A 23383-nucleotide genomic window follows, 5' to 3' on the forward strand; every position below is an offset into this window, starting at 1 on the left:
TGAATGATCATCCCTTGATCTCGCCGGCTTACATCTCTCCATACATGGCTTCCGACACAAGAAACGCTGTACCGTCGTATTCGTACCGCAGCCGGACCGCGACCGGGAATTCGCCAGGCGAAACCTGTATCGGCACCGATGCATATAAGATGCCTCCCTCAACGTAATACCTAACCATGTTGCCAAGCGCGGGCTGATCCAGCCAAAATCCCGCGTCTTCCTCCATATATTCAAATGTGCGAGCTACCCCGTCCAGCGTGAATTGAAAGATCCGTTTTCCCGCTTCTGCCGTCGCACCATAGCTAAGTCTGGATTTTACCGCAAGCACCGGATCGGCTGACATCACTTGTCTAAAATTTTCTGTAAGAAGTTTCAACTCCGATTCTCGAATGCTGGTACCGTATCCGGTTGTCAAAATGATTGCAAGGACTTCCTCCTTGTTGTTCTTTGCAGGCAGCAAAGCAACGTCCGGATAGTAGGTTTCGTTGCTCACATTCTTCCAATCATGAAAGGTGTGTTCCATGTCGCCATACTGAACGTGGATGGAGCGGATCATCCCTTCTTTTTGGATCAGAGTTCCGGTTATCTTCAGGCCAATCTCCGCGTCCTCCTTTAATATCACGGTATTCCCCTGTTCGTCTCCAGCCTTGATTTCATACATAGGTGCTCCCGTTTCGTCTATGTCTATTTGCTCAATAAGCGAGATTTTGTGTGAATCGTTACGGATGGTAACGTCTATCGTTTCCTCATACGTCATCGGAATCGAATACCGCAGCAGCAGACGAAGTTGATATACGGTTTGTGCTTCTTCTGCGTTTATCTCCTTTACGTGCACTTCATACACCCAAGGGCTGGACACATCATAGCGGTCAAGCGGCCATTTCACCTCGGAATGCTCCCATATGTCAGGCGATGGTCCGCCCCAGATGCCCAGCTCTCGCTGCAAGAGTGCTGTGGCCAATGTCACAATGGTACGGTCATTGGCCTGTTTGACTTCATTTTTCGCAAGGTTCCACCAATCGAAGTCGCCTCCACCCCCAAGTAAGAAGCTGGATTCGAACGTTCCTCCCCCCTGTGTAACTGGATTACCTGGACTTGGAGCTACCGGTTGGGGAATAGATGGCGACTGGTTTCCGAACCAGATCCCCACGCCGAGAACAAGCAGCAAAGCTGGAACGATAACCACAGCGGCTCGGCTCCATCCACTGCGGGATCGTTTTTTTCCAACAACTTTAAGCCGTATCTCCACGGCCTCCATCATGTCAGCCCCAAAGCGCCGATTCTTAAAAGGGGGTCTAGCCAGTCTCCGGTTCCAATCCGGCTTCCATTCATTCATCGTCGTTCGCTCCTTCCGAATCTGGCGGCAACCTTCTGTTTGGCTCTGTAAATTCTAGACTTTACCGTCCCTGGCGAAAGACCGGTAATGCCGGATATTTCCTCTATGGATAGCTGATGATGCACACTCAACACGAGGGGGTCTCGAAATTTACCGGGCAGCTTTAGAACCTCCTGCCACAGCTCATCCGCCTCCTCCTGTTTCAAATACTCCGACTCGGCAGATGGCGAAGACGTCGTCCCGTTCAGTCCATCACCCGGTGAACGATCGCCGATCAGCACCACTTTGCGCAAAAACGCTCGTTTCAGATAGGAGAGCGCTGTGTTTCGAGTAATTTTAAGCAGCCAGGTTTTGACGGAAGCCTCCCCGCGAAAGAAGGCAACCTTTTGATAAGCTTTAATAAACACATCCTGCGCGACATCGTCTGCTGTATATGTATTTCTGGTGATCACGTAAGCATAATTCCAGACATCCTCACCGTAGAATTCCATCAGCGTCCTTATGTCCGATATATTCAGTTCCGCAGAATGCTGCATCTGCATCTCCCTCAAGCTGTTCGCCCCCTTACCAAAACAGACTCTTTAAGGTCGATGAAAGTTCCCGAATTCCAATGAATATTATCCGGCGTTTCATAATGAATGACTGTCACCTTAACCGATTCACCTCGTGAACTAAAAAAGACACCTGTTTAGGTGTCCCTCTGTTTATTTTGCTCAAGCTCGTCAGACCTGCTTATCTGCGGCGATCAATAAGAAAATGGGGCGTCGGTAAGCGTCATGCCATTCCGGATCCTCAATCTGCTCGCGTTCTGGTTTAAGTTCAGACATTTCCCTGAACTGGAACCCGGTTTTCACTAACGCATTTATCTGTGTGGCTATATTCCGATGGTACTTGGTGACATCATTATCAAGAAATCTAGATTGGCGTGCTCCTTCCTCATGATAGTGATCCAAAGGCCAATGCAGCTTCTTCCCGTCCGGACTATAATACCAATCTTGTTCGGCCACAGAAGTAAATACGGGATGCTCAACTGAAAAGACAAACGAACCTCCAACCGTTAGACTCTGATATACCTTTTTACAGATATCCTCGAAATCACGAATGTAATGAAGTGCAAGCGAGCTAATCACGACATCAAACTCGTTAGCAGGGTAGTCATAGTCCTCTATTGCGGACTGCACATATTCTATATTCGTGTCATCGGTCATCAATCTTGCCCTCTCCAGCATGTTCCTTGAGATATCCACCCCGACCACAGTGCTCGCATGCTGTTCTCTTACGTACCTGCAGTGCCACCCGAATCCGCAGCCGAGATCAAGCACCTTTCTATCACTAAGATCCGGAAACATCGCTCGAAAGGCGCTCCATTCTCCTGCACCTTCTAATCCTTTGATGGAACGGGGGAGTTGTTTGTAATTTTCAAAAAATCCCTGATCGTCATACTTGTTTTGCTTCACTAAAATCTCCCCTTCACTCTTTTTATATTTCCACCCCATTATATTGACCCTGTTTACATTTCTCAACGCCAGACTTGTTTCTGCTTTAAATGTGATCTTGGATCGATCATTCTAACTCAAACCGTTTATTCCATATCTTCATCAAGACGCAAGGTGAACACAAGTGCCCACTCCGTTTTTCTTAACGAATCCGTTGTAAGATCCGCTGTATGTATTTCATTGGAACTTGTAGCATGCATGCCAAATACATGTACCGGCTGATCTATCGTAAACGAACGTGGGCGCGTATCCTGAATCAATCCTTGTGCCGTCAACGTTGTGTCCCAAGGAATGGTAAAGGTAGACAGGCTTGATCCCAAATGGGAATTGGTGTTGACTTTAATCTTTCTGAACTCCTCGAGACCTTCTATCGATTCCGTGTCCACGGATATGATTAGTTCTACTTCGTTGCTGTCCTTTTCCTCGTCCGAACTGTAAAACAAATCTCCGATCGACCCTGCCGAATCTACCTTCTGCCCGTTCTTCCAAATATCTATATCCAAGCTGACATTGTGTTTATTTCCCTCATACTTTAATTTAAATGCACCCGTCATCGGACCGAGGAATAGCTTAAACCTTGCTGCTTCCCCTTGGAACAAATCCACGGGTGTCAATTGGATCTCGGCAGCTGCCGAATTGTTCTCAGGTGAGATCTGCTCTTTGGTTCCTGCAAAGCACCCCGTTAGAATCATGAAGACAATCAAAATACACGCTTTAAATCTCAATGCACTACCTCCTTTAATCTATGCTATCGACGGTGCTACACTTGAATATCGCAGCCATCAAAAGGCAAACCTCTTTCAATCAGCTTAACAGCGTGGTCTATTGCATTCCGTTGGTCCTCTGTAAAGCTGCTCTCATCACCATTCCATTCACTTAACCACCAGAAGTAAGAACAAATATTTCTATACTCCATAAACAAGGGGATTGTTTGTTTCCAGAATTCAGAGAGCTGGTGTTCCTTCTCGTAACCCATGAGGAATTCATGCAAGAACTGTTGGGCAAACCTGCTTTTGGTGACACGATCTTCTGCATGCACTCCCCACCAAACGGCATGTGTGGCTGCTATTGCAATGTCTAACGAAAACCAGCCATAGATACTATCGTCAAAATCAAAGACCGTTATTTCACTGTTGTTGATAAAAAAATTATACGGATGAAAGTCATTATGTATCAGACCAAACGAATCGCTCCCCCTAGGCAGTGAATCAATCGTACTTTCCATGGAGATCAATTTTTCAAGAAGCACATAGAAACGGCCTCGCTGCAGATGAGGATTATCCATATTTCTTCTGCTCCAACTATCTCTATTCACAAGGATGTCCGATGGTTCATATGATGTCGACAGCCTATGCATCCTTCCCATGGTTTCTCCCCAATTCTTGAATATCTTCGGGCCCCATAGCTGCTCATTGTGTTTATCAAAAAATCGACCTGCTGCCTCGTGAAAAGCAGTTGCGATATACCACTTATCTTCATCAGAGAACACGGCCATTAATTCATGATTACATGTATGAATGGGTAATGAAGCACATACTCCGTTCTTCACTAAGTAATAAAGCCAATCTATCTCCGCCCTGATCTTCGGTACATACTCGTGTGATTTCTGAGTTAACCGCAAGATATAGGATTGATCACCCTTAGTAAAACGATATACTTCATTGGTCGAGTTACTCAGGAAGATTAACGTCCCTATATTAAATTCGAAAGATTCCGCGGCTTGAAGCAATATCTTCGAGCTTGCCATTCATATATGCCTCCATTCTTATTAAGATCCTTATGATTTCGGAAGATCCCCTTCGCGAACCCACGCAAACAGCCGTATAAGTTCGATTCGTTTGGTGCATTGTAGTAATGCAGAGATTACAAAGTTATCACAACATGGAGGGATCGTTTTGGCGAAGAGCAAACAGCATCAAGAAGCGCACGGGATTGGACAAGTAGAACAACAGCTGAATAATCAAATGGAGGCTGCCGAAGACATTCAAGGACAATCGAAACTGGATCAAGATGTAAAAAAAGCCTCTCAACGTCCGGCTGATCTATTGAAAGACCTTTCGAAATAAGGAGATATGTCATGAACAAACAAAGAGCGATTGAAATTTCGGAATCGGCCATTATGAAAAATGTAACTTATCTGGATACCCCTATCTTTATCCAGCATGTCAATGAGGATGAAACCGCCCGGGTCTATCCGATCGGAAACTCGGAGCAGGAAATGACCGTCCCTTTATCCAGTCTCACCGAGCATCCATAAGATAGAAGACATTCACCCTAATATAATCAAACCCGAAATAACAAAATCCCATCCAGACTCGTCGGTGGGATTTTATTATTCTTAAACGAAATATGATTCAAGTAGCCCAAGCTATTCCTTTATTTCAACGATGCCGGTACTTTTACACCGAGGAGCTTACCCTCCGCTTGAATGATGATCATACCGTTCGTCTTTAGTGTCGACTCGTGTAGATCTGCTCCAGTCGTTACTTTAAAGACTGGCCGGGACGTCATCAAGTTAATGCCGAGTAATGTGCCGTTACGCTGTGCCCGGTATAAACCTTTTCCATACACATCACTCTGCGCAGCAGGTGCATCGCCGTTCCATCCGATCCGTTGACCATTTGCAAGTTTGGTGCCGGCCAGTTCACCCGTCGATCTGTTATTGAAAATCAGCCGTTCCTGAACCAGTCCGATCAACTCCCAGTCGCCCCCATAAGGGCGAGGAAAAGTTCGCAGAGGAACTTCACCTTTCTTATAGGTGTCAAATTTGTATTCGGCCACCTTATTGCCCTGATCCATGTATAACTTCCCTTGGTTCATAAATAAACCGCCTCCGCCGTACTCATATGGCGGCTCCCCCGTCATCTTCCAGCTATACTCTCGGCTGCTCCTCTTTACGCCTGTCTTAAGATTATACACGTTTACGATCCATTTGCGGTCCGGAAGCGACTGATAATCAGCCAGCAATGGAGAATAATAGTCAACCGAATACACGAGATTGTCTTTGATTTGAAGCGCTTCTCCCTGACCAAAATGGTCCCATAACTTCTTGCCCGTCTTTTTGTCATAAGCATTCAGTTGAATGGATGTTAGTGCTCCTTGTACATAGAACGTCCGAAGGATGACTCCATCCGCCTCCTGAAGGTAATCCGTGCCGTTTCCTTCTCCTGACGGCTCATTCATTTTCCACCGAAGCTTTCCTGTTGCCTTATCAAAAGCGAAAGTTGCGCTTCCTTTGATAGCATAGAGCGTATCATAAGTCGGCACCAGCGCCTCCGTGCGCGTTTGCGCATCCATAAAGATGGACGTATTCGACTGCCATTTCAATTTTCCTGTCTTCGCATTCAGCGCGTATGGCTTCTGACCTGCCGACAGGCCGTAAATAACACCATTATCATAAACAATATAAGGTTTCAGGTCTTTACCGTAGCTCCACAGCCGCTTGCCTGTCCTGGCATCCATGGCGATGAGTTTGTTTCCCGCGAATGCAAATACCTTGCCCTCTTCGGCAATTACCTGGTGACCTGAAACATCGTTCTCGCCCATATTCAGATAATTGTCCACCTTTACCGTCCAGGAAGGCTTTAGTTCGGGTACCTCGATTGTTGATGAATAATGCCAGTTGCGTACCGAAACATCAGCCGTTTCTGCATTCACTTGCGAAGGTGGTACTACCAATGCGCCCTGGACAGTAAGTATGCCTGCAGCGATGCTTGCAATGAGACGCCGGCGTAATCGAGCTTTGAGGCTTATGCTTGATTGTTTCTTCTTGATGTTAAGCATGAATTCCCCTCCCATTTGTTATAGCTTCTTGCTTACGACCAATATAACGCTCAAAGAAGGGATAAAGTTCCAAGCGAGCTCTAAATAATCTTTAATGATCTAAAACGAGCTTCGCAAGGAGTTTGTCTGAATGAATGCCATGTACTCCACAGCTGCTGCCATCAAAGCTATTTCTCTGACATTCAGTAATACAAGTCCTATTTAAGATGGCTGCGCCATTTTGGATGCTAAAAAGAGCTTGGATCCTGAACAGATCCAAAGCTCTTCTGAGGAATAATATATTGTCTTACATGTTAACGCGTCGCTCATAAACTCTTCTTATAAGCTCTTCAATGATCTCATCAGGTGACCGGTCACCCAACCAAGTTTGGCCATACATTTGCAATATTTTAATGAGTGGACCATCTTCCCAAAATCCGACGAATTCATCATTGAGATAAATCTTCTCTACGACATGCTGATTCATCTCATCGAGGCATTCTTCCAGTACCGATTTCGCAATCGGATCGCTAATCCAATCGCTAATCAGGCTGAATTTATGAAATGAAACTTCTTCCTTCCGAAAATCACAATACAATCGCTCGGTAATTCTTATATCGCGAGAAGAGCTGCCAAGCGCAATTTGGAAATAACCGCTCTCCGCTACCCAGCGATTATATTTGGTATTGTAATAGGCAAAGTCTCTCTCTTCAAGTTCAAAGACGATCTGTTGTTTCTCCCCAGGAGCCAACTCGATTTTAGAAAATGCCTTCAATTCTTTCTCTGGACGCGTCCATGTGCATTCTTCGTCATGCACGTAAAGCTGAACGACCTCTTTCCCTGTTCGGTTTCCGATATTCTCCAGCCAGAAAGAGACTGTGATCCCTGTCTCCGTTTGAGCTGCCTTCATATCCTTATAGGCAAATGAAGTGTAGGATAAGCCATGGCCAAACGGAAACTGCGGAGCGAGTTCTTTCCTATCGTAGTATCGATAGCCGATGAACAGCCCTTCACGATAATACAGCTTGCCGTTTTCACCGCGGATCCTCATATGCGAAGGATTGTCTGAAAGCTTAACCGGAAACGTCTCGGACAATTTACCGGAGGGACTCACCTGTCCAAACAAGATTTCAGCAATCGCTTTACCCATGCCTTGTCCGGAAAGCCATGAGTGAATGACAGCGGGAACATGCTGAACCCAAGGACGCATCGCCAAGGCTGTTCCACTGCTGGTCACCACAATGCACTTCGGTTGTACGGCTGCAATCGCTTGAATAAGCAGAATCTGCTGTTCCGGCAAATCAATGCCCTTCAAATCACGCATCTCGGATTCTGCGTATTCAGGCTGGCCAACGAATATGACTGTGACATCAGATTTTGCTGCCAATGCGACACTTTCCTTGATCATTTCCTCATGGACGGAGTCATCTTCAGGGTAACCCTCAGCATAACTCAACTCAACGGAAGCTCCAGCCAACGCCTTCATTTCTTCAATTGGAATATCAACGCGTGTAGGCGTTACTTTTGCGCTGCCGGCTCCTTGAATTCTAGGTTTTTTGGCAAAACGGCCGATAACTGCAATGGAATGGGTTGACTCCTGGATCGGAAGGATGCCATTCTCATTCTTAAGAAGTACAATGCTTTCTGCTGCAGCTTTTCTCGCAAGATTGTGGTACTCTATAGCGGATGCCGGAACAGCTTCTTCCATACCCGTTACACGTTCTACGAGTTTTAGAATACGGGCAACGCTTTTATTGAGCTGCTCTTCTGCAAGAAATCCGCTCTCAACGGCTTTGATAATCGCTTTCGTGTTATAACCTGCTGGTCCCGGCATTTCGAGATCAAGTCCTGCTTTCAGCCCGCGAACCCGGTCATTCACCGCCGTCCAGTCTGAGATGACAACCCCCTCGTATCCCCATTCTTCCCTCAAGATGTCATGTAACAAATGTTCATTCTCGCTGGTATACGAGCCATTAAGCAAATTGTAGGAGCACATGACAGTCCAGGGATCCGATTTCTTAATAATTCGTTCAAAGGCGCTTAAATAAATTTCGCGCAGCGTCCGTTCGTCTACTTCTGAACTCGTCACCATTTTCTCGAATTCCTGGTTGTTGCAAGCAAAGTGTTTAAGTGACGCCCCAACTCCTTTGCTCTGGAGGCCATTGATGAAAGCAGCGCCCAATTCGCCTGTCAGGCAAGGATCTTCGGAGTAATATTCGAAATTTCTTCCCCCAAGCGGAGTCCGTTTCATGTTAATTCCTGGGCCGAGCAGCAATTCTACGCCCATCTCTTTGGATTCATTGCCAAGTGCTTCCCCGACTTCGTGCAGCAGTTCCGTATTCCACGAAGAACCGATAGCTGCGCCCGTGGGATAACAAGTTGCCGGAACATTCTCTGTCGTAATCCCCATTTCATCGTCACTGTTCGTTTTGCGGATCCCATTCGTTCCGTCATACATATGAACCGGCGGAATGTTGAGTCTCTCGATCCCCTTGGTCATCCACATATTTAATCCCGCACAGAGGGATGCTTTTTCAGTAAGTGTCATGTCCTTTATCAATTCGTTAATAGATGCATTCATTTGCTTCCACCCTTTCATATCAAGCTTCTTCTTGTAGCTCCCGCTCTTTCTTCAATTCCTGCGCATCGTACAGTTTAAAAAACGGAAACCATACGGCGAACACAATCAGCAAGACAACGGCGAGCAGAATAAGTCCATTGAATCCGGACATGAGGTAAGTCGATACACCGATCGGCGTATACCACAGCTGGAAGATTTTGCTCGGAATTTGTGCAAACCCCATATCAAGAGCTAGGTAGACGATGATAGGTGTAATAAGACCATTGATCCACATAGGCACCATCAACAGCGGATTGAAAGCAACCGGCGCTCCATACACAACGGGCTCGTTAATATTAAATAGAGAAGGTATCAAAGTTGCTTTACCAATGGTTTTCAGTTTCTTGGATCTGGCAAACAGGAACCAGATGACAAGCGGTAAGGTTGCACCCATCCCTCCGATTCCAAGCCATCCGGAGAAGAATGTTTCAAAGGTATTTATATTGACGGGATCCAGTCCCTGCGCCACCAATGCGGCATTTTCTTCAATCGCCGGAATCCATATGGCATACCAGATGGGCATCAGAACCCATGGGCTAACTCCGAAGGAGTACAGCACAACTCCAATAAAGTTGAACAGAACAAACCCGAACAAGCTTTGCCCCATAGCATTAATAGGCTCAAACACGCTCACAATCAGTCCAAAGATATCAAAGTGGAACTGATACACAAGCACCCAGCCTAAACCCATGATCACGGCAATCGGTACCAGGAAGTCAAACCAATCCATAATAAACTCTGGCATGGAAGACCCTTTTTTAAAGAAAGAGAACTTCGCGCAGACATTCATGATGACGGCGATAAAAACGCCTACAATGAGTGCCGTAACCATACCCGCAGGACCGAAACGCTCAAGAACGAACTGAACGGTTCCGTCCTCGTTTACGACGGGATTAAGCAGCATGAGGAATAAGGATATGCCGGTCATTCCCGCCAGCAGCTTGATTTTGTGTCTCTCCTTTTTCTCCATGACCGTATATGGCGTTAGAAATGCAATAAACAAACCGAGAAGACCGAAGCTGAATGTTGTAATTGGCGTTAAATCCGGCATTCCAGGAATGAAGTCTTGCAAAATTGAAATCAAAGTAATAATGGAACCAATAAAGATCATCGGGATGGCAACCATAATGGCTTCTTGAATCGATGCTATCCAAATGTTATTTGTAATCGCATCCAATCTTGGCGCAAAGGATTCCGTCATCCATTTCATGAAACGCTTCATCTGTGTATTCCCTCCTGTATTTCTGTTGTGGACATAGCTATAGTATAGATTCAATTGTTAACGCTTACTCGTTGTAAATTGCCTCATCTATGGTCGTTTTTTGTTCATTTCTCGTCTTTGGAGCCGGCAAATCGAAGCTGCCTGGAATGGACAGCAAAAAACACCCCTCTCTCTTATAGAGCGGTGGTGTTCTTGAAGGTTCTAGTGTTTAAAACTGTTTCTCTAAAGTGAGCAATAGGACACCATGAGGTGGAAGAATGAGCTCTTTATACCAACCCTGATTCTCTAAGATCTTTGTCCGGATGACCGGGCCGCTTCTTCCGCGAAGATACGCAAGTTCCTCCTCCGTCAAGATTTCGGGTGCCCCCATGCGAACCCACTCGTCAAAAACGGAGCCATGTTCCCGGTCCATCTGATAAGTTGTGCACTTGTAGGCTCCTGAAAGATGAGGAATGTTGACTTGAAATACCTTGCTGCCCTTCTCTTCGAACACGCCGTAACGGTTAAGATTGGACATCTCCGACCAGTCCCCGCTTGAAAACATATGATCCAAATGGACATAATGATACAGCAGAAGCTGCATGCTCCCATCTTGATTCTGAGTGGCCACATAACCATCACCCTTAACGGTGATCTCTTCACCCAGCTTCTGAAGAAGCTCAAAGGCGTAATAACTCGGCTTCTTAAGGCCATCCCGATTCATTAAACCAAAACCTCCGTAAAACGGAGAGGATGGAACAAGACTTTCCTCAAACACATCCGTAAAACACCAGAAAGCCATGGCCTTTACGTCTCCCAGTGTATTCATCGCATGATACATCACAAACGGGGCCATAAACATGGTATCGTGTAGCAGATGCCGGTCATAGAGCGAAAAGTTCCATTCGGTAATATGCAGCTCCATCTCACGGAAAGAGGCAAGCGCCATTTTTTCCTGCAATCGATGGATGCTCTCTTTATAAAAGGTCGGCGGCATCATCTTCGTCAATATGTTCTGCTCTGCCTTAAGCTGAGGATATTCCGAATAGACATGAAAGGAAAAGAAGTCTAGGGGCACCTGACGTTTATTGCAATATGCCATAAATTCCTCGGCCCAGCTGTCGTTCCATAACGAACCATAACCTAAAGCAGGGCCACCTGTTTTTAGTTCGGGAAGGACCGACTTGATCACTCGAACGGTAGATTCATAAAAAGAGAAGTATTCCTCTTTGCTACCTGCCCAGCAAACGCCTGATAAATCCGGTTCATTCCAGACTTCAAAGTACCATTGTTTTACTTCCTGAGCCCCATAGCGATTTAAGCAATGCCGAACGAACGCACGAACAAGCGCCTCCCATTTTGCCTGGTCGGCTGGAGGGGAAATATTCCCTTTCCACCAGAATACCGTTTCGTTGGAACGGCTAAGCAGGGTCGGCATGAAACCAAGCTCCACGAACGGCCTGATGCCCAGCCCAATAAGAAAGTCATAAAGCTTGTCAACATATGCCCAGTTATAGATGGGAGTACCGTCATCCTCTTCGTTATATACCATCATCTCATCATTAAAGATGCCATGGAAACGTATGTATTCAAAAGGAATTCGACCTTTAAGCTCGGCGAGCTGCCGACGCCAGTCATCGCGCAGTCCTTCAATTGCCCTGCCCGCTGTTGTGGTAACGTTCCAATGCTTTTTGTACCCTGCTGACGACATTCCCGGCTGAATCTGAATTTGTACATGATCCGTAACAACCGCCGTTAAAGGGTTTGCCCTATCCTGTTCCTGAACCGACTTCTCTTCCAGATATCGATATAACGACCCCATCGCATTGATCGTATCTAATTCATAATAGTCACCACTCGAGGACTCTTCATAGGTAAGCGGTTTTCGATTAGGCTTATCCTGAAGCGAGGCAGCGGCTTCACGATACGATCCTGGTGTGCTGCCGTACTTTTCTTTAAAGTACTTATTGAATAACTTCACGTTCGCAAAACCGCAATCCATGGCAATTTCGGTAATGCTCTTCTCAGTTCCCGATAACTCCGACTGGGCTTTCTCCAAACGGATCAGCGTTAAATACTTTTGGAAAGGAATACCGATTTTATCGGTGAAAAAGTGAGAAAAATAATGCAAACTTAAGTGCTCCTGTTCGGCCATCGTCTGCAGTGTTATCTTCTCTTTGTAATTTTGATCGATATAGGTAAGAACCCGATTCAACCTTTTATAGTCATAACTCTTCCCGCCATCTTCAGCTTCCGGGTTGATTCCTTCCGCAAAATATCGCAATAAATGACCACATAATGTATGCAGCCTTCCCACGGTAAAGCTTCGATAGCCTGGAGACTTCTTGTTCATTTCCCATACCATCTTGGCAAGCTCTTGCTTGATCGTGTCAAATCGGAAACCGACCGGCTCAGGCTCAGTCGCTGAATTACAAGAAATAAAAACGTTATTATGCAGCCATTCCGGGCCAAACTGAAGCGTTAATAATATATTGTCGTGGTTATTCTGCTCAAACTTATGGATCGACATGCTGTTCACCACAATGACATCATCCTGATGCAGGGTATACTCCTTCTGATCTAGATGCATGATAACCGAACCTTGGAGTACGTAGACAATCTCCACCTCTTTATGCCAGTGAAATGGAACCTGCTTCACGCTGTTGACAAACAGCTTAAAAGGCATATCCTCTTGGTGCTCGATAAATTCATATAGGTAACGCATCATTTGCCCTCATTTCAAATGAACTGCAAACGATATATCCTGATTCAACATATCGAATGCATTTATAGAGTGTCTCATAGATTACAAGTATGTTCTCAAATTATAGAAGCTTATCATTATAGCATGTATAGTTTACGACTTTTACATACATTAGAAAACAGGCTATCCGGTACTAGATTCGTTGCATTGTAAAAAAAAACAATGCCGATTAGATAAAAACCTAATCGGCATCGCTATCAGGAGGTGTTCCTCCAGTTATGCCATCGACATAATTATAGTTTTTAAATGCTAGAATCACGCCGTACATCGGGACATAGTTGTAGATGAACAAGTAGACGACTCCCGGCAGTTTCATTAGCAGCCACTTATACTTCTTCAGCCTCTTCCTTAAATGAGACGAACCCCTCATGTTCCAGCCCCTTCTTCTGATAACACAATGGTGACTTCTTCTCATCCGGCTTCACCTATTCCAATACGCACAAAAAACTGTTGAAGTTTTTCAATGCAAAAAAGGGTGCCCCAAGAGGTCCATTGACCTGGGGCACCCCACTGTCTGTGGTATGATGCTGTTCGTATGAATCCTTCCTCCACTCGCTGTTAGCCCAGCAAAGTCATGCATGATTAATATAAAACAGAACGTTTTCATAGTATCTCATAAACCTTTTATAATCCGCTGTTTCTTTCAGTACAATTATGGTTGGATAAGCATTTACTTTGCGTTGTTTGAGTGCAGCTAATACGTTCTTCTGTTCAATGCAATAAAATTTGCCTTCTTTATACTGAATAAGAAGCGGTGGATCTTCATCGGTACAGTCATTCCCAGGCATAATTCCATTAAGCTCGATGAGCCGCAAGGGAAACTTAACGACACCGAAATACAAACACTCTTTACTCATCAAATCATGTAAACCAGGAGCTGCATTTCGGGTATGGAGCATATAACAATAAATCCATTCTTCGAGCATTCCGATATTCGCATACTGTACAGCGGATCGCACAGTTGGAGCATAAGTGAATTGTCGGTCATCTTTCTTCGAATAAATGATTTTCTTTATGGAATCCAAAGATAAAAAGTACTCGTCCGCAAGTTCCGAAACCGTTACCCCATTGGCATACTTGTTGCGAATCATAATATTACGCCTCTGTAATTGATTTCGGTAACCCGACTTCTCGCCCCAGCCCCTTTTTTCCTCTCCAGTAGGGATATAAAGAAGTTTTCCTGCAGCGTATTTCTGAATTTCTTTCAATAACTTCTCAGGTATGATATCGCTGGCATTTTCATAATTCATAGGATCACCCTTTATAAGGCGTATATTCGATCCTTCAGTTGACCGATAGATTTCATAATAGAATTGCAAGATTCTATATCATCGATCGATGCATGCCACCGCAAAACATCGATTCCCTTATAATAAGCCATGCATAAAAATCTTTCTTTAAAATCCGGTATGACAATGTTCCTTTTTTTGCAATACTCGAATAACAATTCAGGTATGTGCAAGTAAGGCTTATTTAAGTCCATAATGGCAAAATCTAAAAGGAAATCGCATATTCCCGATCTGCTCCAATCTGGGAAACCAACCGTCGTTTTTCCATCTGTGATCATGATTTCAAAAAACGTGTTATTATTTACCAAATAACGTTTTCCTTCACAATAATCAATTCTGGCGTCCATTTCCATCCAATATTTTTCGACAAAGTCACGGTCTAAAATGGTTGTATCATAGAGTTCCTTCCAATTAAACCAGTATCCTTCTTTATCTTCTGCAAATGTATCGATTAGAAATTGCCTGCAGGTACTATACTCCGTTTTACAATCCTCGTTGAACTCACCATAGCCTTCTACTCCCGCTATGTCCGATGCACTAATTTCCAAGACTTTGTCAAAAAACAACTCATAACAATCTGCAAATTGATCGGGGCTTATTTCATCTGCGACAAATCCATTGGGTGTCATGCTAACCTGATCCGAAAGCAGGGACTTGATTATACTGTCTTTACTCATGCTCGTATCTCCTTTACACCAACAATTGTTATACACACATCAGCTGCGCACCTGATATGGGGTAATGATAACATTGGCCATGGATCGGATATAGGTAAAGAATAGGTTTAGTCTACTTTACACCCGCCTCTTGTGATTACTTCCATACTAACAATAAAGTTTACCCTCAATCATCGTCCATTGCACTTGATACCTTTCATCCATCAGCACGAGATCCGCATCGTATCCTACCTCGATTTTTCCTTTGTGAGATAAACCTAGAATACGGGCCGGCGTTGTTGAAGCCATGTGTACGGCATCCTCCATTGAAATTCCGTTAGCTTCGGTCAGACGTAACGCTTCATCCATAGTCACGGTACTCGATGCTAACGTGCCATCCGCAAGCCTTGCAATCCCCTCGGATACGGTGACGTGATGACCTCCAAATATATAATTACCATCGCCTAATCCCATCGCCTGTAGCGCATCCGTAATAAGCACCATGCCTTCGGGCCCTTTGAGACGATGCATTAATCTGACGATGGCTGGGTGAAGATGGACTTGATCAACAATCGCTTGCAGGCTTACATGCGGTTCTTCGAACGCGGCTACAATCAGTCCGGGATCTCGATGGTGAATCGGTCTCATGCCGTTAAAACAATGGGTTACATGACTCGCACCAGCTGCAAAAGCCAGCTTTGCTTCCTCGTATGTGGCATCGGAATGAGCCACGGCAATCACAACACCCTGCTCTTTCAGATAGGATATGAGCTCCAATCCTCCAGGCAATTCAGGTGCGATCGTTACCATTTTAATGAGCGATCCCGCTTCCTGAAAAATGAACTTCATTTCATCCAGATTCGGGTGGCGAAGGTATTTCTCATTTTGCATCCCTTTACGCTTCGGGTTTAAATAGGGTCCTTCCAGATGAATGCCGGCGATCCTTGCCCCTTGTTCTCGTCCGATTACAGATTTGACACTGCGAATCATGTTCAGCAGGTCCTCTATCGTCGAACTCACAGAAGTCGCCAGAAACGAGGTGCATCCGGTTGCCGCGCAAGCGCGTGATACTTCTTGAATGCTGTCCTCGGTTCCATCCATCATGTCATAGCCATTGGCCCCATGAATATGAACATCGATCATTCCTGGTATGAGCCACATTCCGTTCCCATCAATCAGTTCAGCATCACTTTCGATTTTATCAAGTTCTTGCGACGGTTCTATTCTCTTCAGCTTTCCGTTCGAAATCCAGACCGTTGCAGAAGGAAGTATTTGATGAGGTAGGTGGACTTTGACATGTCGAATGATTTTGTTATTCATTCCTACAAGGCTCCTTCCTATTGGTTATGAGTTTGACATTCTATAAGCGTAATATTTTTCTGATCTAATATTTCTTGGATGTCAACGGGAACCGATTGATCGGTTACAATAATATCCACATGATCAAAGTCTAACTTGAACCTCGATTTCACCGAGAATTTGGTATGATCCGCAACAAGTATGACCTGATCTGAGCGCCGAGCCATTTCCCTTTTCACCCGCACATCTTCTTCATATGGATAATAGAGTCCGTCTGGCTGGATTGCCGTCGCGCCGATGAACGCCTTGTCGGCACGGATTTCACTGATTTTATCGATGACGGAAGGACCGTATAATAATCGATTATGGGTATGCAGATAACCGCCGAGCACGTAGATGCTCAGATTTTCTCGTTTGGAGAGTATCCCTACATTATCGATGGAATGCGTAACCGCTGTTATCTGTTTCGCTTGAATATGTTCCGCAACAAATTGTACGGTCGTAGATACGTCCAAGAAGACCGTTTCATGGTCCCGAATCAGTTTAGCGCCATACTCGCCGATCACGTTCTTGCTCGTCGGCTCATCAATAAGCCGTTCCTGGTAAGAAGTCAGTTCCTTTTGCAGTTCAGGCAAAGCTACCCCTCCGTGCGTTCGAACAACTACTCCTTCTTGAACTAATCTGACAATGTCCCTGCGTGCGGTATCCCGCGACACTTGAAAGAGCGAGCATATCTCTCCTACACTCATCGTTTGATGTTGTTTTAAGTAATCCAGAATTTTTACTAATCGTTCCTCTTGGAACACGTCCAATCCCTCCTTTCTTAAGCATTTACATCTTAATTATAAGTATATATAAGTAAATGATTGCAATCAATAAGTATATGTAAGCCCATTTGAACTTTCTATTCCAACTATCAAATCGTGAGCCTATATTCACGATTTGATAGAAAACAGGCAGGCTGCTTCTTGCATAGAAGCAGCCTGCCCTTACCATCGAAGCAGGAGAGCCATTAATAAGTAAACGACTGTTGTACCGTGCCAATCCTTGCGTTTGCATATTGGATATTATTACATCTCATACTTTCAAACGCTTGTACTGCTGCATTGGCAACGTCAATATCTTGTGCGCTTGTTCCTCCACTAACGCCAATACCACCGACAACCCTTCCTTCATGAACCAAAGGGATTCCTCCGCCAAGGATAACGATTCTCCCCCGATTCGTCGCGTTAATGCCAAATGTAGCCCCATATTGCAATTGCCTATATAGGTGAATTGCCTAATACCAGTACTTGCGGAATGCAGGCTAAAGAAATGTCTTGGACCCCCATTCAAAAAACTTTTCCTTCTCTTCAAATTGCGGATAATGCGCAGATTGATCAAACGCGATAAACTCCTTCTGTTCGGCTTCAAGCTTATCGAAAAATTCTTTTGCTGCATGGGAGGACGTCATATAGTCATAATCGCCCATGATAAAGTAGCACGGTATTCCAAGTTTCGTTACAAGCGCTGGCAACGGATGTTCTATAACTTCCTGCAGCAAAACCTTTTGAGATATTCGAACAAAGCTTCTACAAAAAAAGCCGCTGATCTGGATACAGATCGGCGGCGTAGAAACTACCAGGAGGATAGTTCGGTCCTTTTCCAATTGTTTTGGGCAACGCAAACATATACATATTGGTCGTCCCAAGAGATCTGTCCCTGGTTGCAAGCAGCAGTGGAAGAAGCAGGTGTATACTTTTCTCGAAGACGCAGCATATCCCCGTTTACATCGAGCTTGGTGTCGGGTTCGCTCGTGCCAATCCCGATATTACCGTCGCTGCGCCGCATGGTGAGCGGGGAATCGAGCACTTCGCCGTCATCTCCATATCGTACGAACTGCAGGTTGGCTCCCGTATTGTCGCCCGCTTCCTCTAAACTGTCGGCCCGGACGGCCCACCTCGGTGTCGTCTCATTATCCTTGCCGACTGCACTTAACTGAATGTCCCGGTTCGTCCCGCTTTCGCCGGCTACCCGCAAAATACCGCTCATTACATTGAAATTGGATGAATGAGTACGGATCTCGCTTATATCGGTGTCGAATGGAATTTCAAACCGGGTAAACAGCTGGTTGGGGTATTGACCTGTCGGCGACATGGTCGTCTCGAACGAGATATGCTTATGATCCTGCTGCTCCGGATTGTTTGCCTTATCATGGGAAATGATCGCCGTCTTGTCCTTTCCATTCTCGTCCATCCAGACGATCGCCGGCTTGGCCCTTTCCGCCGTCCACTGCAATCGAATCAGATCAGACTGATGTCCTTCTTGCTCGATCCATTTCTTGTCGGTGGACAAATGAAGCCGTTCATTGTGCGGAACGCGTATATCGTCGCCAACTTGCTCGGATTGCCCAAGCTTTGTTGTCACTCCCTGTTTCTGATCCGTACATCCTATGCCGAGCAAGAAGAAGCTCCCCATTATAATCATCATCGTCCTTAATAATTTCACGTTGTTTCCCTCCATTTATCGGTATGATTCGAGTTCATTCGTGTTCAAGAGCTAAAAACACTTTGTCTGATCGTATTATATCCAACTCGCAGCGTACACCCATTTCATCAAACTTCCCGGAAAAATGATGCTTTTCGTCTATAAAGTTTTAACGTAGCTCGTCCGAAAGGTGTGCTTCGGTTGGTCATGTAATACAGCCCAAACGATCAGCTTTTTGTGGGCACAGCAAGAGGGACTTTTGGGTCACTTGGCAGTGACTCATCATCAACAAAAAAGGATTTATGCAACTCATCTCGAACATGATATTTCGGTGCATGGATTGCAAGGTTTCATGGGTTACCATCCCCTATACTCAAACTTGAAAGGATGGTCTGTATGGATTGGTTGGATCGTATGAACAACGTTATGGAATATGTGGAAACACACTTGTCCGATTCGATTGATTACGATGTCGTGGCTAGAATTGCCTGCTGCTCAACATACCATTTTCAGCGAATGTTTCCGTTCATAACGAATGTGTCGCTTTCAGAGTATATTAGGCGCAGGCGGCTGACCCTTGCCGCATTTGAACTGCAGCAGAGCGGCACAAAGGTAATCGATATTGCTTTAAAGTATGGTTATGAATCTCCTGAGGCGTTTTCTAGAGCGTTTAAAAAAATGCACGGTGTGATGCCAATGTCAGCGCGCGACAAAGGAGTTACACTGAAGGCCTATCCTCGGTTATCCTTTCACATTTCGATTCGAGGAGATGTTGAGATGAATTACAGAATAGAGGAAAAACAGGCTTTTGAGATGTTCGGCATATCAACCCTGGTGAATAGCGATGGCGATAATCCTTTTATTGATATACCTGCTTTTTGGACGAAGTGCATATCCGACGGCACCGTTGATCGAATCCGTACAGCTGCGGGTCTGGGGGAAAATAGTCAGATTCATGGGGTACTATACAACAAGGAAGATGGAGAATTTTCCTACATGATCGCTTACTTCATACCCCAGAGTGGCATGCCGGAAGGGTTTGAAAGGCTCTCTATCCCACCTCAAACCTACGCGATATTCTCAACCGGCTTTTATCCCGACGGGCAAAGCGGGATCCATGCATTGTGGAAGCGCATTTGGGCAGAGTGGTTTCCCACCTGCAACTACGAACCGGCAAATGGTCCTGAGTTTGAAATGACTTACGATAGAGGCAACAGCATGTATGAAATGGAAGTTTGGATCCCTGTCGTTAAGAAGGCAGGGTCTTAGAATGGAAGAGCAGCACGGGTGACTATCACTCGTGCTGCTCTCTTCATTCAGTTCACATGATCCATCCCCCTTGTGCTGTAATGAAAAAAGCCCATGCGGATTTCATGTAAATGGGAAGTTCGAACTACCTTTCCTACGTGAGACTCATGCAAACCCATTCTTTCATTAATTGCAAGAACACAGGCGAGAAAACAATCCACTCCTCTCTTTGCCGCATACATATAAACTATCTTCGATAGAGAGGAGCAAACCTATGAGAATCTTCCGGGCTATCTTAAACGGAGGTAATGAAGTGCCATCAGTTAGAACGAACGCTACTGGAGATGCCGTTTTTCAGCTTAGCGCTGATGGCACTCGTTTAAGATTCCGACTTGTCATCAGAAATATCGCCCAGGTTATACAAGCACATATTCATCTTGGGCGGAGAGGACAAAACGGTCCTGTGGTGGCTTTTTTATTCGGACCATCTAAATTCGGTATCTCCGTAAAACGCGGCGTTGTAGAAGGAACTCTGACCAATAGCGATTTGGTCGGCCCATTGCTTGGCAAGTCGATCCGTGATTTAATCCGAGAGATCGAAAGAGCCAACACTTATGTTAATGTGCATACAATACAACATCCGGATGGTGAAATCCGGGGACAGATTAAAAAGTAAACCAAAAAAGCGTCAATACAAGAAGGACATTGACCTATATCAGGCAGTGTCCTTCTCGTATTGGTTAGACTTCAAGTGTTAATGTCTTTCGTAACAAAGGCCGAAGGACAGGGCTCGTATCGAGCCTGCCTTCGACCTTTGACTGTAAAAGATATTCTAGCTATCCTTCATTTCAGTTACTGCAAACGAAGTTGGTGATAATTCCTTCGTTCTCCCCCTTGTATCGCCATATACAACCCTTTCTGCCCGTTCATTGAGTGAAAAAAGCAGTCGATTGCTCTCATCGGCTGCTAACAAATCTTTATTGAGTTATCGCTTCGGTTAGTTTAAGCACATCCAGTTGGATTTACTTTACGAATGTATCGGTCATCCACTTATAAAATTTCTCCTTCTCTTCAAATTGTGGATAATGCGCGGATTGCTCATAAGCAATAAATTCTTTTGAATCGGCTTCAATGCTGTCGAAATAAGTTTTTGCTGCATGAGAGGAAGTCATATAATCGTATTTCCCCATGATAAAATAGCACGGGATCTCAAGCTTCGTTACCAGTTCAGGCAATGGATGTTCCATTACTTCCTTTAACAAAACCTGTTGAGAAAAGGATAGTCCCAAGTTGTAACGTATGACATCCAATAAGTTATACTCGCTGCTTAATAACGTATCCAGGGTGTTGCCGTCGGGGCTATCAATAAGCCTTGAAGCTCCGCCGTATTTCATGACATAATTTCGCGGGGTAAACGTATCGCCATTTTTGATTTGTTCCGATAATCCTTGAAGATAGGAAACGTCATTGAAATTGCCGGCTTGTTGAGCCTGGTCAAGTATGTAATTCAAACTGTCCGTCTCGCTTTTTACTGTGTCGCTCATCTGGCCAATACCAACATATGCCTCATATTTTTCGGGAGCCTTATGCGCTGCTTGTGTTGCGATATATGTACCATACGAATGGCCGATCAGGATGACCTTCTCCTTGCCAAGACGTTCTGAAACGTAATCGGTGAGCGCCAATAAGTCTTCCACCAATAAGTCGGATGAAAGATTAGCGTAGTCCTCAAAAAAATGATAGGATTTTCCGCTTGCTCTTTGGTCGTAATTAACAACGGTAAAACGGGTTTCCAATAAGTCTTGGTACTTAGCGGCGTAAGGAATCTCTGAACATCCTGGTCCTCCATGTACAAAAATAATGACCGGATGATCGCTGTCATTGCCGCGAATCATAATTTGATGCCGGCTTCCGTTTATGTCTACTTGTTCTAATACGCTAATACTTTTCTCGCCTTTGATAGCTGAAGTCCATGTAGGAAAGAAAAGGGCTGTAATCAGCAGCAATAGGATGGTCGCTCCAATAATTTTTAATTTTTTTCTTAAGTTTTTCATTTTCATGTGACACCTTTCTGCTTTAAGCTTCAAGTAAATTTCGCTTGGAAGAATGTAGATTTCATTCATCTCATCTTACCTTACCATCGGTTATACCAAATCCTCCCTGAGGCTGAAAATAACCTAGCCTTTAGTCGAAGAAATGAATCTGCGAGAGAGTGCCTGTAGATAATGAAAAAAAGCCGCCGGATGGGCGACTTTTCACTTTATACGTTTTGCTTTTCTATATCTCCTTAAATAGTAAGGGGATACTTCCGTGCATATTGTTTGGACACCCGGTACAATTGCTCGATCTCCAACCGGTTGGTGGCACTGAACTCCTCATGATTTTTCGAACGGCAGCGATAGTTCGTCAGTACGCCCTCCAGCATGAGATAATACTTAGCGTTCACCGGGTAGAGCTGCCTTTCAAGAAATGACGAAACACTTAGAAAATCGGACAGTTCCCCTGCCGCTTCCGGTTGACTTTCCCAATTTAGGAACAGCCACGTATACAACTCAGGGTGGAAGTTGGCCATCACGCCGCTGAAGCCGAAAGCGCCGATCCGGTAGCTGTCCAGAAGCGTAGCCGTGTTGGCGTTGAAGATTTTCAGACTCCCGCCCTGGACCGCCTCGAGTTTATCCCCGATCAGCTGCAGGTCGCAGCTCACGTCCTTGATAAACCGAAAGCGTCCGGTATCCGAGCATGTCTTCAGCATTTCGGGTGTCAGAAGGCGCCTATACGGGGCTGGACACTCATACAATCCGAGAGGTACGTGTTCCGGAATCCGCGCCAGCAGCTTATCGAGATTCGCCAGCCACAGGTCATCCGACTCTTCGACACCGGCGAGCCGGTTCGTGATTAAGACGACGGCGTCGACGCCGGTTTCCGCGATTGCGTTCAGCTCCGTTACTTGGTCTTCAAACGCATCCGATACATGACCCGATGCAATGACCGGGACCCGGCCGGCAGCCTTCGCTTTGACGAAGGCTGCGATCAATACGCGCTCCTCCAGGGTCAATGTATACATTTCGCTGGATTGACATACGGCAAACAGGCCGTCGGCCCCCCGCTCGATATACCAGTCGATAAGCCGCTCCAAGGCATCGTAATCCACTTCGTTCTGCTCCGTAAACGGCGTAAGCATAACCGGCCAGTTGCCGTCAGTAATGATCTGATACATATGCGTCCCCTCCTGAATGGTTCGAACAA

At 45.3% G+C, this 23383-nt stretch carries 22 protein-coding genes and 1 pseudogene; 4 read left to right on the forward strand and 19 right to left on the reverse strand.

What is annotated here, in order from left to right:
- Positions 1-28: 28 nt before the first annotated feature.
- The 5 genes from AK95_RS03065 to AK95_RS03085 all read right to left on the reverse strand — a co-directional run bounded on the left by AK95_RS03065 (position 29) and on the right by AK95_RS03085 (position 4579).
- Positions 29-1336 carry a hypothetical protein gene (locus AK95_RS03065; protein WP_071218457.1) on the reverse strand — a complete coding sequence of 436 codons (1308 nt, stop codon included), beginning with the start codon at positions 1334-1336 and terminating at the stop codon, positions 29-31.
- Positions 1333-1878 carry an RNA polymerase sigma factor gene (locus tag AK95_RS03070; RefSeq protein WP_235612986.1) on the reverse strand — a complete coding sequence of 182 codons (546 nt, stop codon included), beginning with the start codon at positions 1876-1878 and terminating at the stop codon, positions 1333-1335. The genes AK95_RS03065 and AK95_RS03070 overlap by 4 nt, the downstream gene beginning before the upstream one ends.
- 180 nt (positions 1879-2058) lie before the next feature.
- The gene (locus AK95_RS03075) at positions 2059-2793 is read right to left on the reverse strand and encodes a class I SAM-dependent methyltransferase (protein ID WP_071218673.1); all 735 of its coding nucleotides are present in this window, start codon (positions 2791-2793) and stop codon (positions 2059-2061) included.
- A 125-nt stretch (positions 2794-2918) separates the two neighbouring features.
- Positions 2919-3557 (reverse strand): hypothetical protein, encoded by a 639-nt coding sequence (locus tag AK95_RS03080; protein WP_071218458.1) that lies wholly within the window; start codon positions 3555-3557, stop codon positions 2919-2921.
- A 35-nt stretch (positions 3558-3592) separates the two neighbouring features.
- Positions 3593-4579 carry a phosphotransferase enzyme family protein gene (locus AK95_RS03085; RefSeq protein ID WP_071218460.1) on the reverse strand — a complete coding sequence of 329 codons (987 nt, stop codon included), beginning with the start codon at positions 4577-4579 and terminating at the stop codon, positions 3593-3595.
- Between the two features lie 148 nt (positions 4580-4727).
- On the opposite strand from AK95_RS03085, the gene AK95_RS34445 reads away from it, so the two are divergent.
- On the forward strand, positions 4728-4898 hold the full coding sequence (locus tag AK95_RS34445) for a hypothetical protein (protein ID WP_201259344.1): 171 nt from the start codon (positions 4728-4730) through the stop codon (positions 4896-4898).
- Between the two features lie 11 nt (positions 4899-4909).
- On the forward strand, positions 4910-5089 hold the full coding sequence (locus AK95_RS03090) for an H-type small acid-soluble spore protein (protein ID WP_071218462.1): 180 nt from the start codon (positions 4910-4912) through the stop codon (positions 5087-5089).
- A gap of 119 nt (positions 5090-5208) precedes the next feature.
- Here the strand turns inward: AK95_RS03090 and AK95_RS03095 are convergent, their stop codons facing one another.
- From AK95_RS03095 to AK95_RS03145, 12 genes and pseudogenes are all read right to left on the reverse strand, one after another.
- Positions 5209-6615 (reverse strand): outer membrane protein assembly factor BamB family protein, encoded by a 1407-nt coding sequence (locus AK95_RS03095; RefSeq protein WP_071218464.1) that lies wholly within the window; start codon positions 6613-6615, stop codon positions 5209-5211.
- Between the two features lie 286 nt (positions 6616-6901).
- A complete protein-coding gene (locus AK95_RS03100; RefSeq protein WP_071218674.1) occupies positions 6902-9175 on the reverse strand; it encodes a beta-glucosidase family protein in 2274 nt (757 codons plus the stop codon).
- Positions 9176-9194: 19 nt separating this feature from the next.
- The gene (locus AK95_RS03105; RefSeq protein ID WP_071218465.1) at positions 9195-10436 is read right to left on the reverse strand and encodes a PTS sugar transporter subunit IIC; all 1242 of its coding nucleotides are present in this window, start codon (positions 10434-10436) and stop codon (positions 9195-9197) included.
- A 208-nt stretch (positions 10437-10644) separates the two neighbouring features.
- Positions 10645-13143, reverse strand: coding sequence for a GH39 family glycosyl hydrolase (locus AK95_RS03110; RefSeq protein WP_343225151.1), 2499 nt, complete (start codon positions 13141-13143; stop codon positions 10645-10647).
- Positions 13144-13360: 217 nt separating this feature from the next.
- On the reverse strand, positions 13361-13549 hold the full coding sequence (locus tag AK95_RS03115) for a hypothetical protein (RefSeq protein WP_071218467.1): 189 nt from the start codon (positions 13547-13549) through the stop codon (positions 13361-13363).
- A gap of 202 nt (positions 13550-13751) precedes the next feature.
- On the reverse strand, positions 13752-14429 hold the full coding sequence (locus AK95_RS35220; RefSeq protein WP_071218468.1) for a CD3324 family protein: 678 nt from the start codon (positions 14427-14429) through the stop codon (positions 13752-13754).
- Between the two features lie 11 nt (positions 14430-14440).
- Positions 14441-15145: a hypothetical protein gene (locus AK95_RS03125; protein WP_071218469.1), complete on the reverse strand. Its 705-nt coding sequence runs from the start codon at positions 15143-15145 to the stop codon at positions 14441-14443.
- Positions 15146-15292: 147 nt separating this feature from the next.
- A complete protein-coding gene (gene nagA / locus AK95_RS03130; RefSeq protein WP_071218470.1) occupies positions 15293-16444 on the reverse strand; it encodes an N-acetylglucosamine-6-phosphate deacetylase in 1152 nt (383 codons plus the stop codon).
- Between the two features lie 17 nt (positions 16445-16461).
- Positions 16462-17229 carry a DeoR/GlpR family DNA-binding transcription regulator gene (locus AK95_RS03135; RefSeq protein ID WP_071218471.1) on the reverse strand — a complete coding sequence of 256 codons (768 nt, stop codon included), beginning with the start codon at positions 17227-17229 and terminating at the stop codon, positions 16462-16464.
- Positions 17230-17435: 206 nt separating this feature from the next.
- Positions 17436-17681, reverse strand: a complete 246-nt coding sequence (locus tag AK95_RS33310; RefSeq protein WP_343225153.1) for a heme-binding protein — start codon at positions 17679-17681, stop codon at positions 17436-17438.
- A gap of 48 nt (positions 17682-17729) precedes the next feature.
- A pseudogene (locus AK95_RS03140) lies at positions 17730-17978 on the reverse strand (alpha/beta hydrolase); the annotation flags it as partial.
- 62 nt (positions 17979-18040) lie between these two features.
- A complete protein-coding gene (locus AK95_RS03145; RefSeq protein ID WP_071218473.1) occupies positions 18041-18910 on the reverse strand; it encodes a hypothetical protein in 870 nt (289 codons plus the stop codon).
- 375 nt (positions 18911-19285) lie between these two features.
- Between AK95_RS03145 and AK95_RS03150 the strand changes: the two genes are divergently transcribed.
- Both AK95_RS03150 and AK95_RS03155 read left to right on the forward strand, forming a co-directional pair.
- On the forward strand, positions 19286-20158 hold the full coding sequence (locus tag AK95_RS03150; RefSeq protein WP_071218474.1) for an AraC family transcriptional regulator: 873 nt from the start codon (positions 19286-19288) through the stop codon (positions 20156-20158).
- 253 nt (positions 20159-20411) lie between these two features.
- Positions 20412-20813 carry a CHRD domain-containing protein gene (locus AK95_RS03155; RefSeq protein WP_071218475.1) on the forward strand — a complete coding sequence of 134 codons (402 nt, stop codon included), beginning with the start codon at positions 20412-20414 and terminating at the stop codon, positions 20811-20813.
- 346 nt (positions 20814-21159) lie between these two features.
- Here the strand turns inward: AK95_RS03155 and AK95_RS03160 are convergent, their stop codons facing one another.
- Both AK95_RS03160 and AK95_RS03165 read right to left on the reverse strand, forming a co-directional pair.
- Positions 21160-22191, reverse strand: coding sequence for an alpha/beta fold hydrolase (locus tag AK95_RS03160; protein WP_071218675.1), 1032 nt, complete (start codon positions 22189-22191; stop codon positions 21160-21162).
- A gap of 233 nt (positions 22192-22424) precedes the next feature.
- Entirely contained in the window at positions 22425-23354 is a 930-nt protein-coding gene (locus AK95_RS03165) for a dihydrodipicolinate synthase family protein (protein ID WP_071218476.1), read from the reverse strand.
- Positions 23355-23383: the final 29 nt, after the last annotated feature.

The organism is Paenibacillus sp. LC231, from assembly GCF_001860525.1.
GTDB lineage: Bacteria > Bacillota > Bacilli > Paenibacillales > Paenibacillaceae > Paenibacillus_AQ.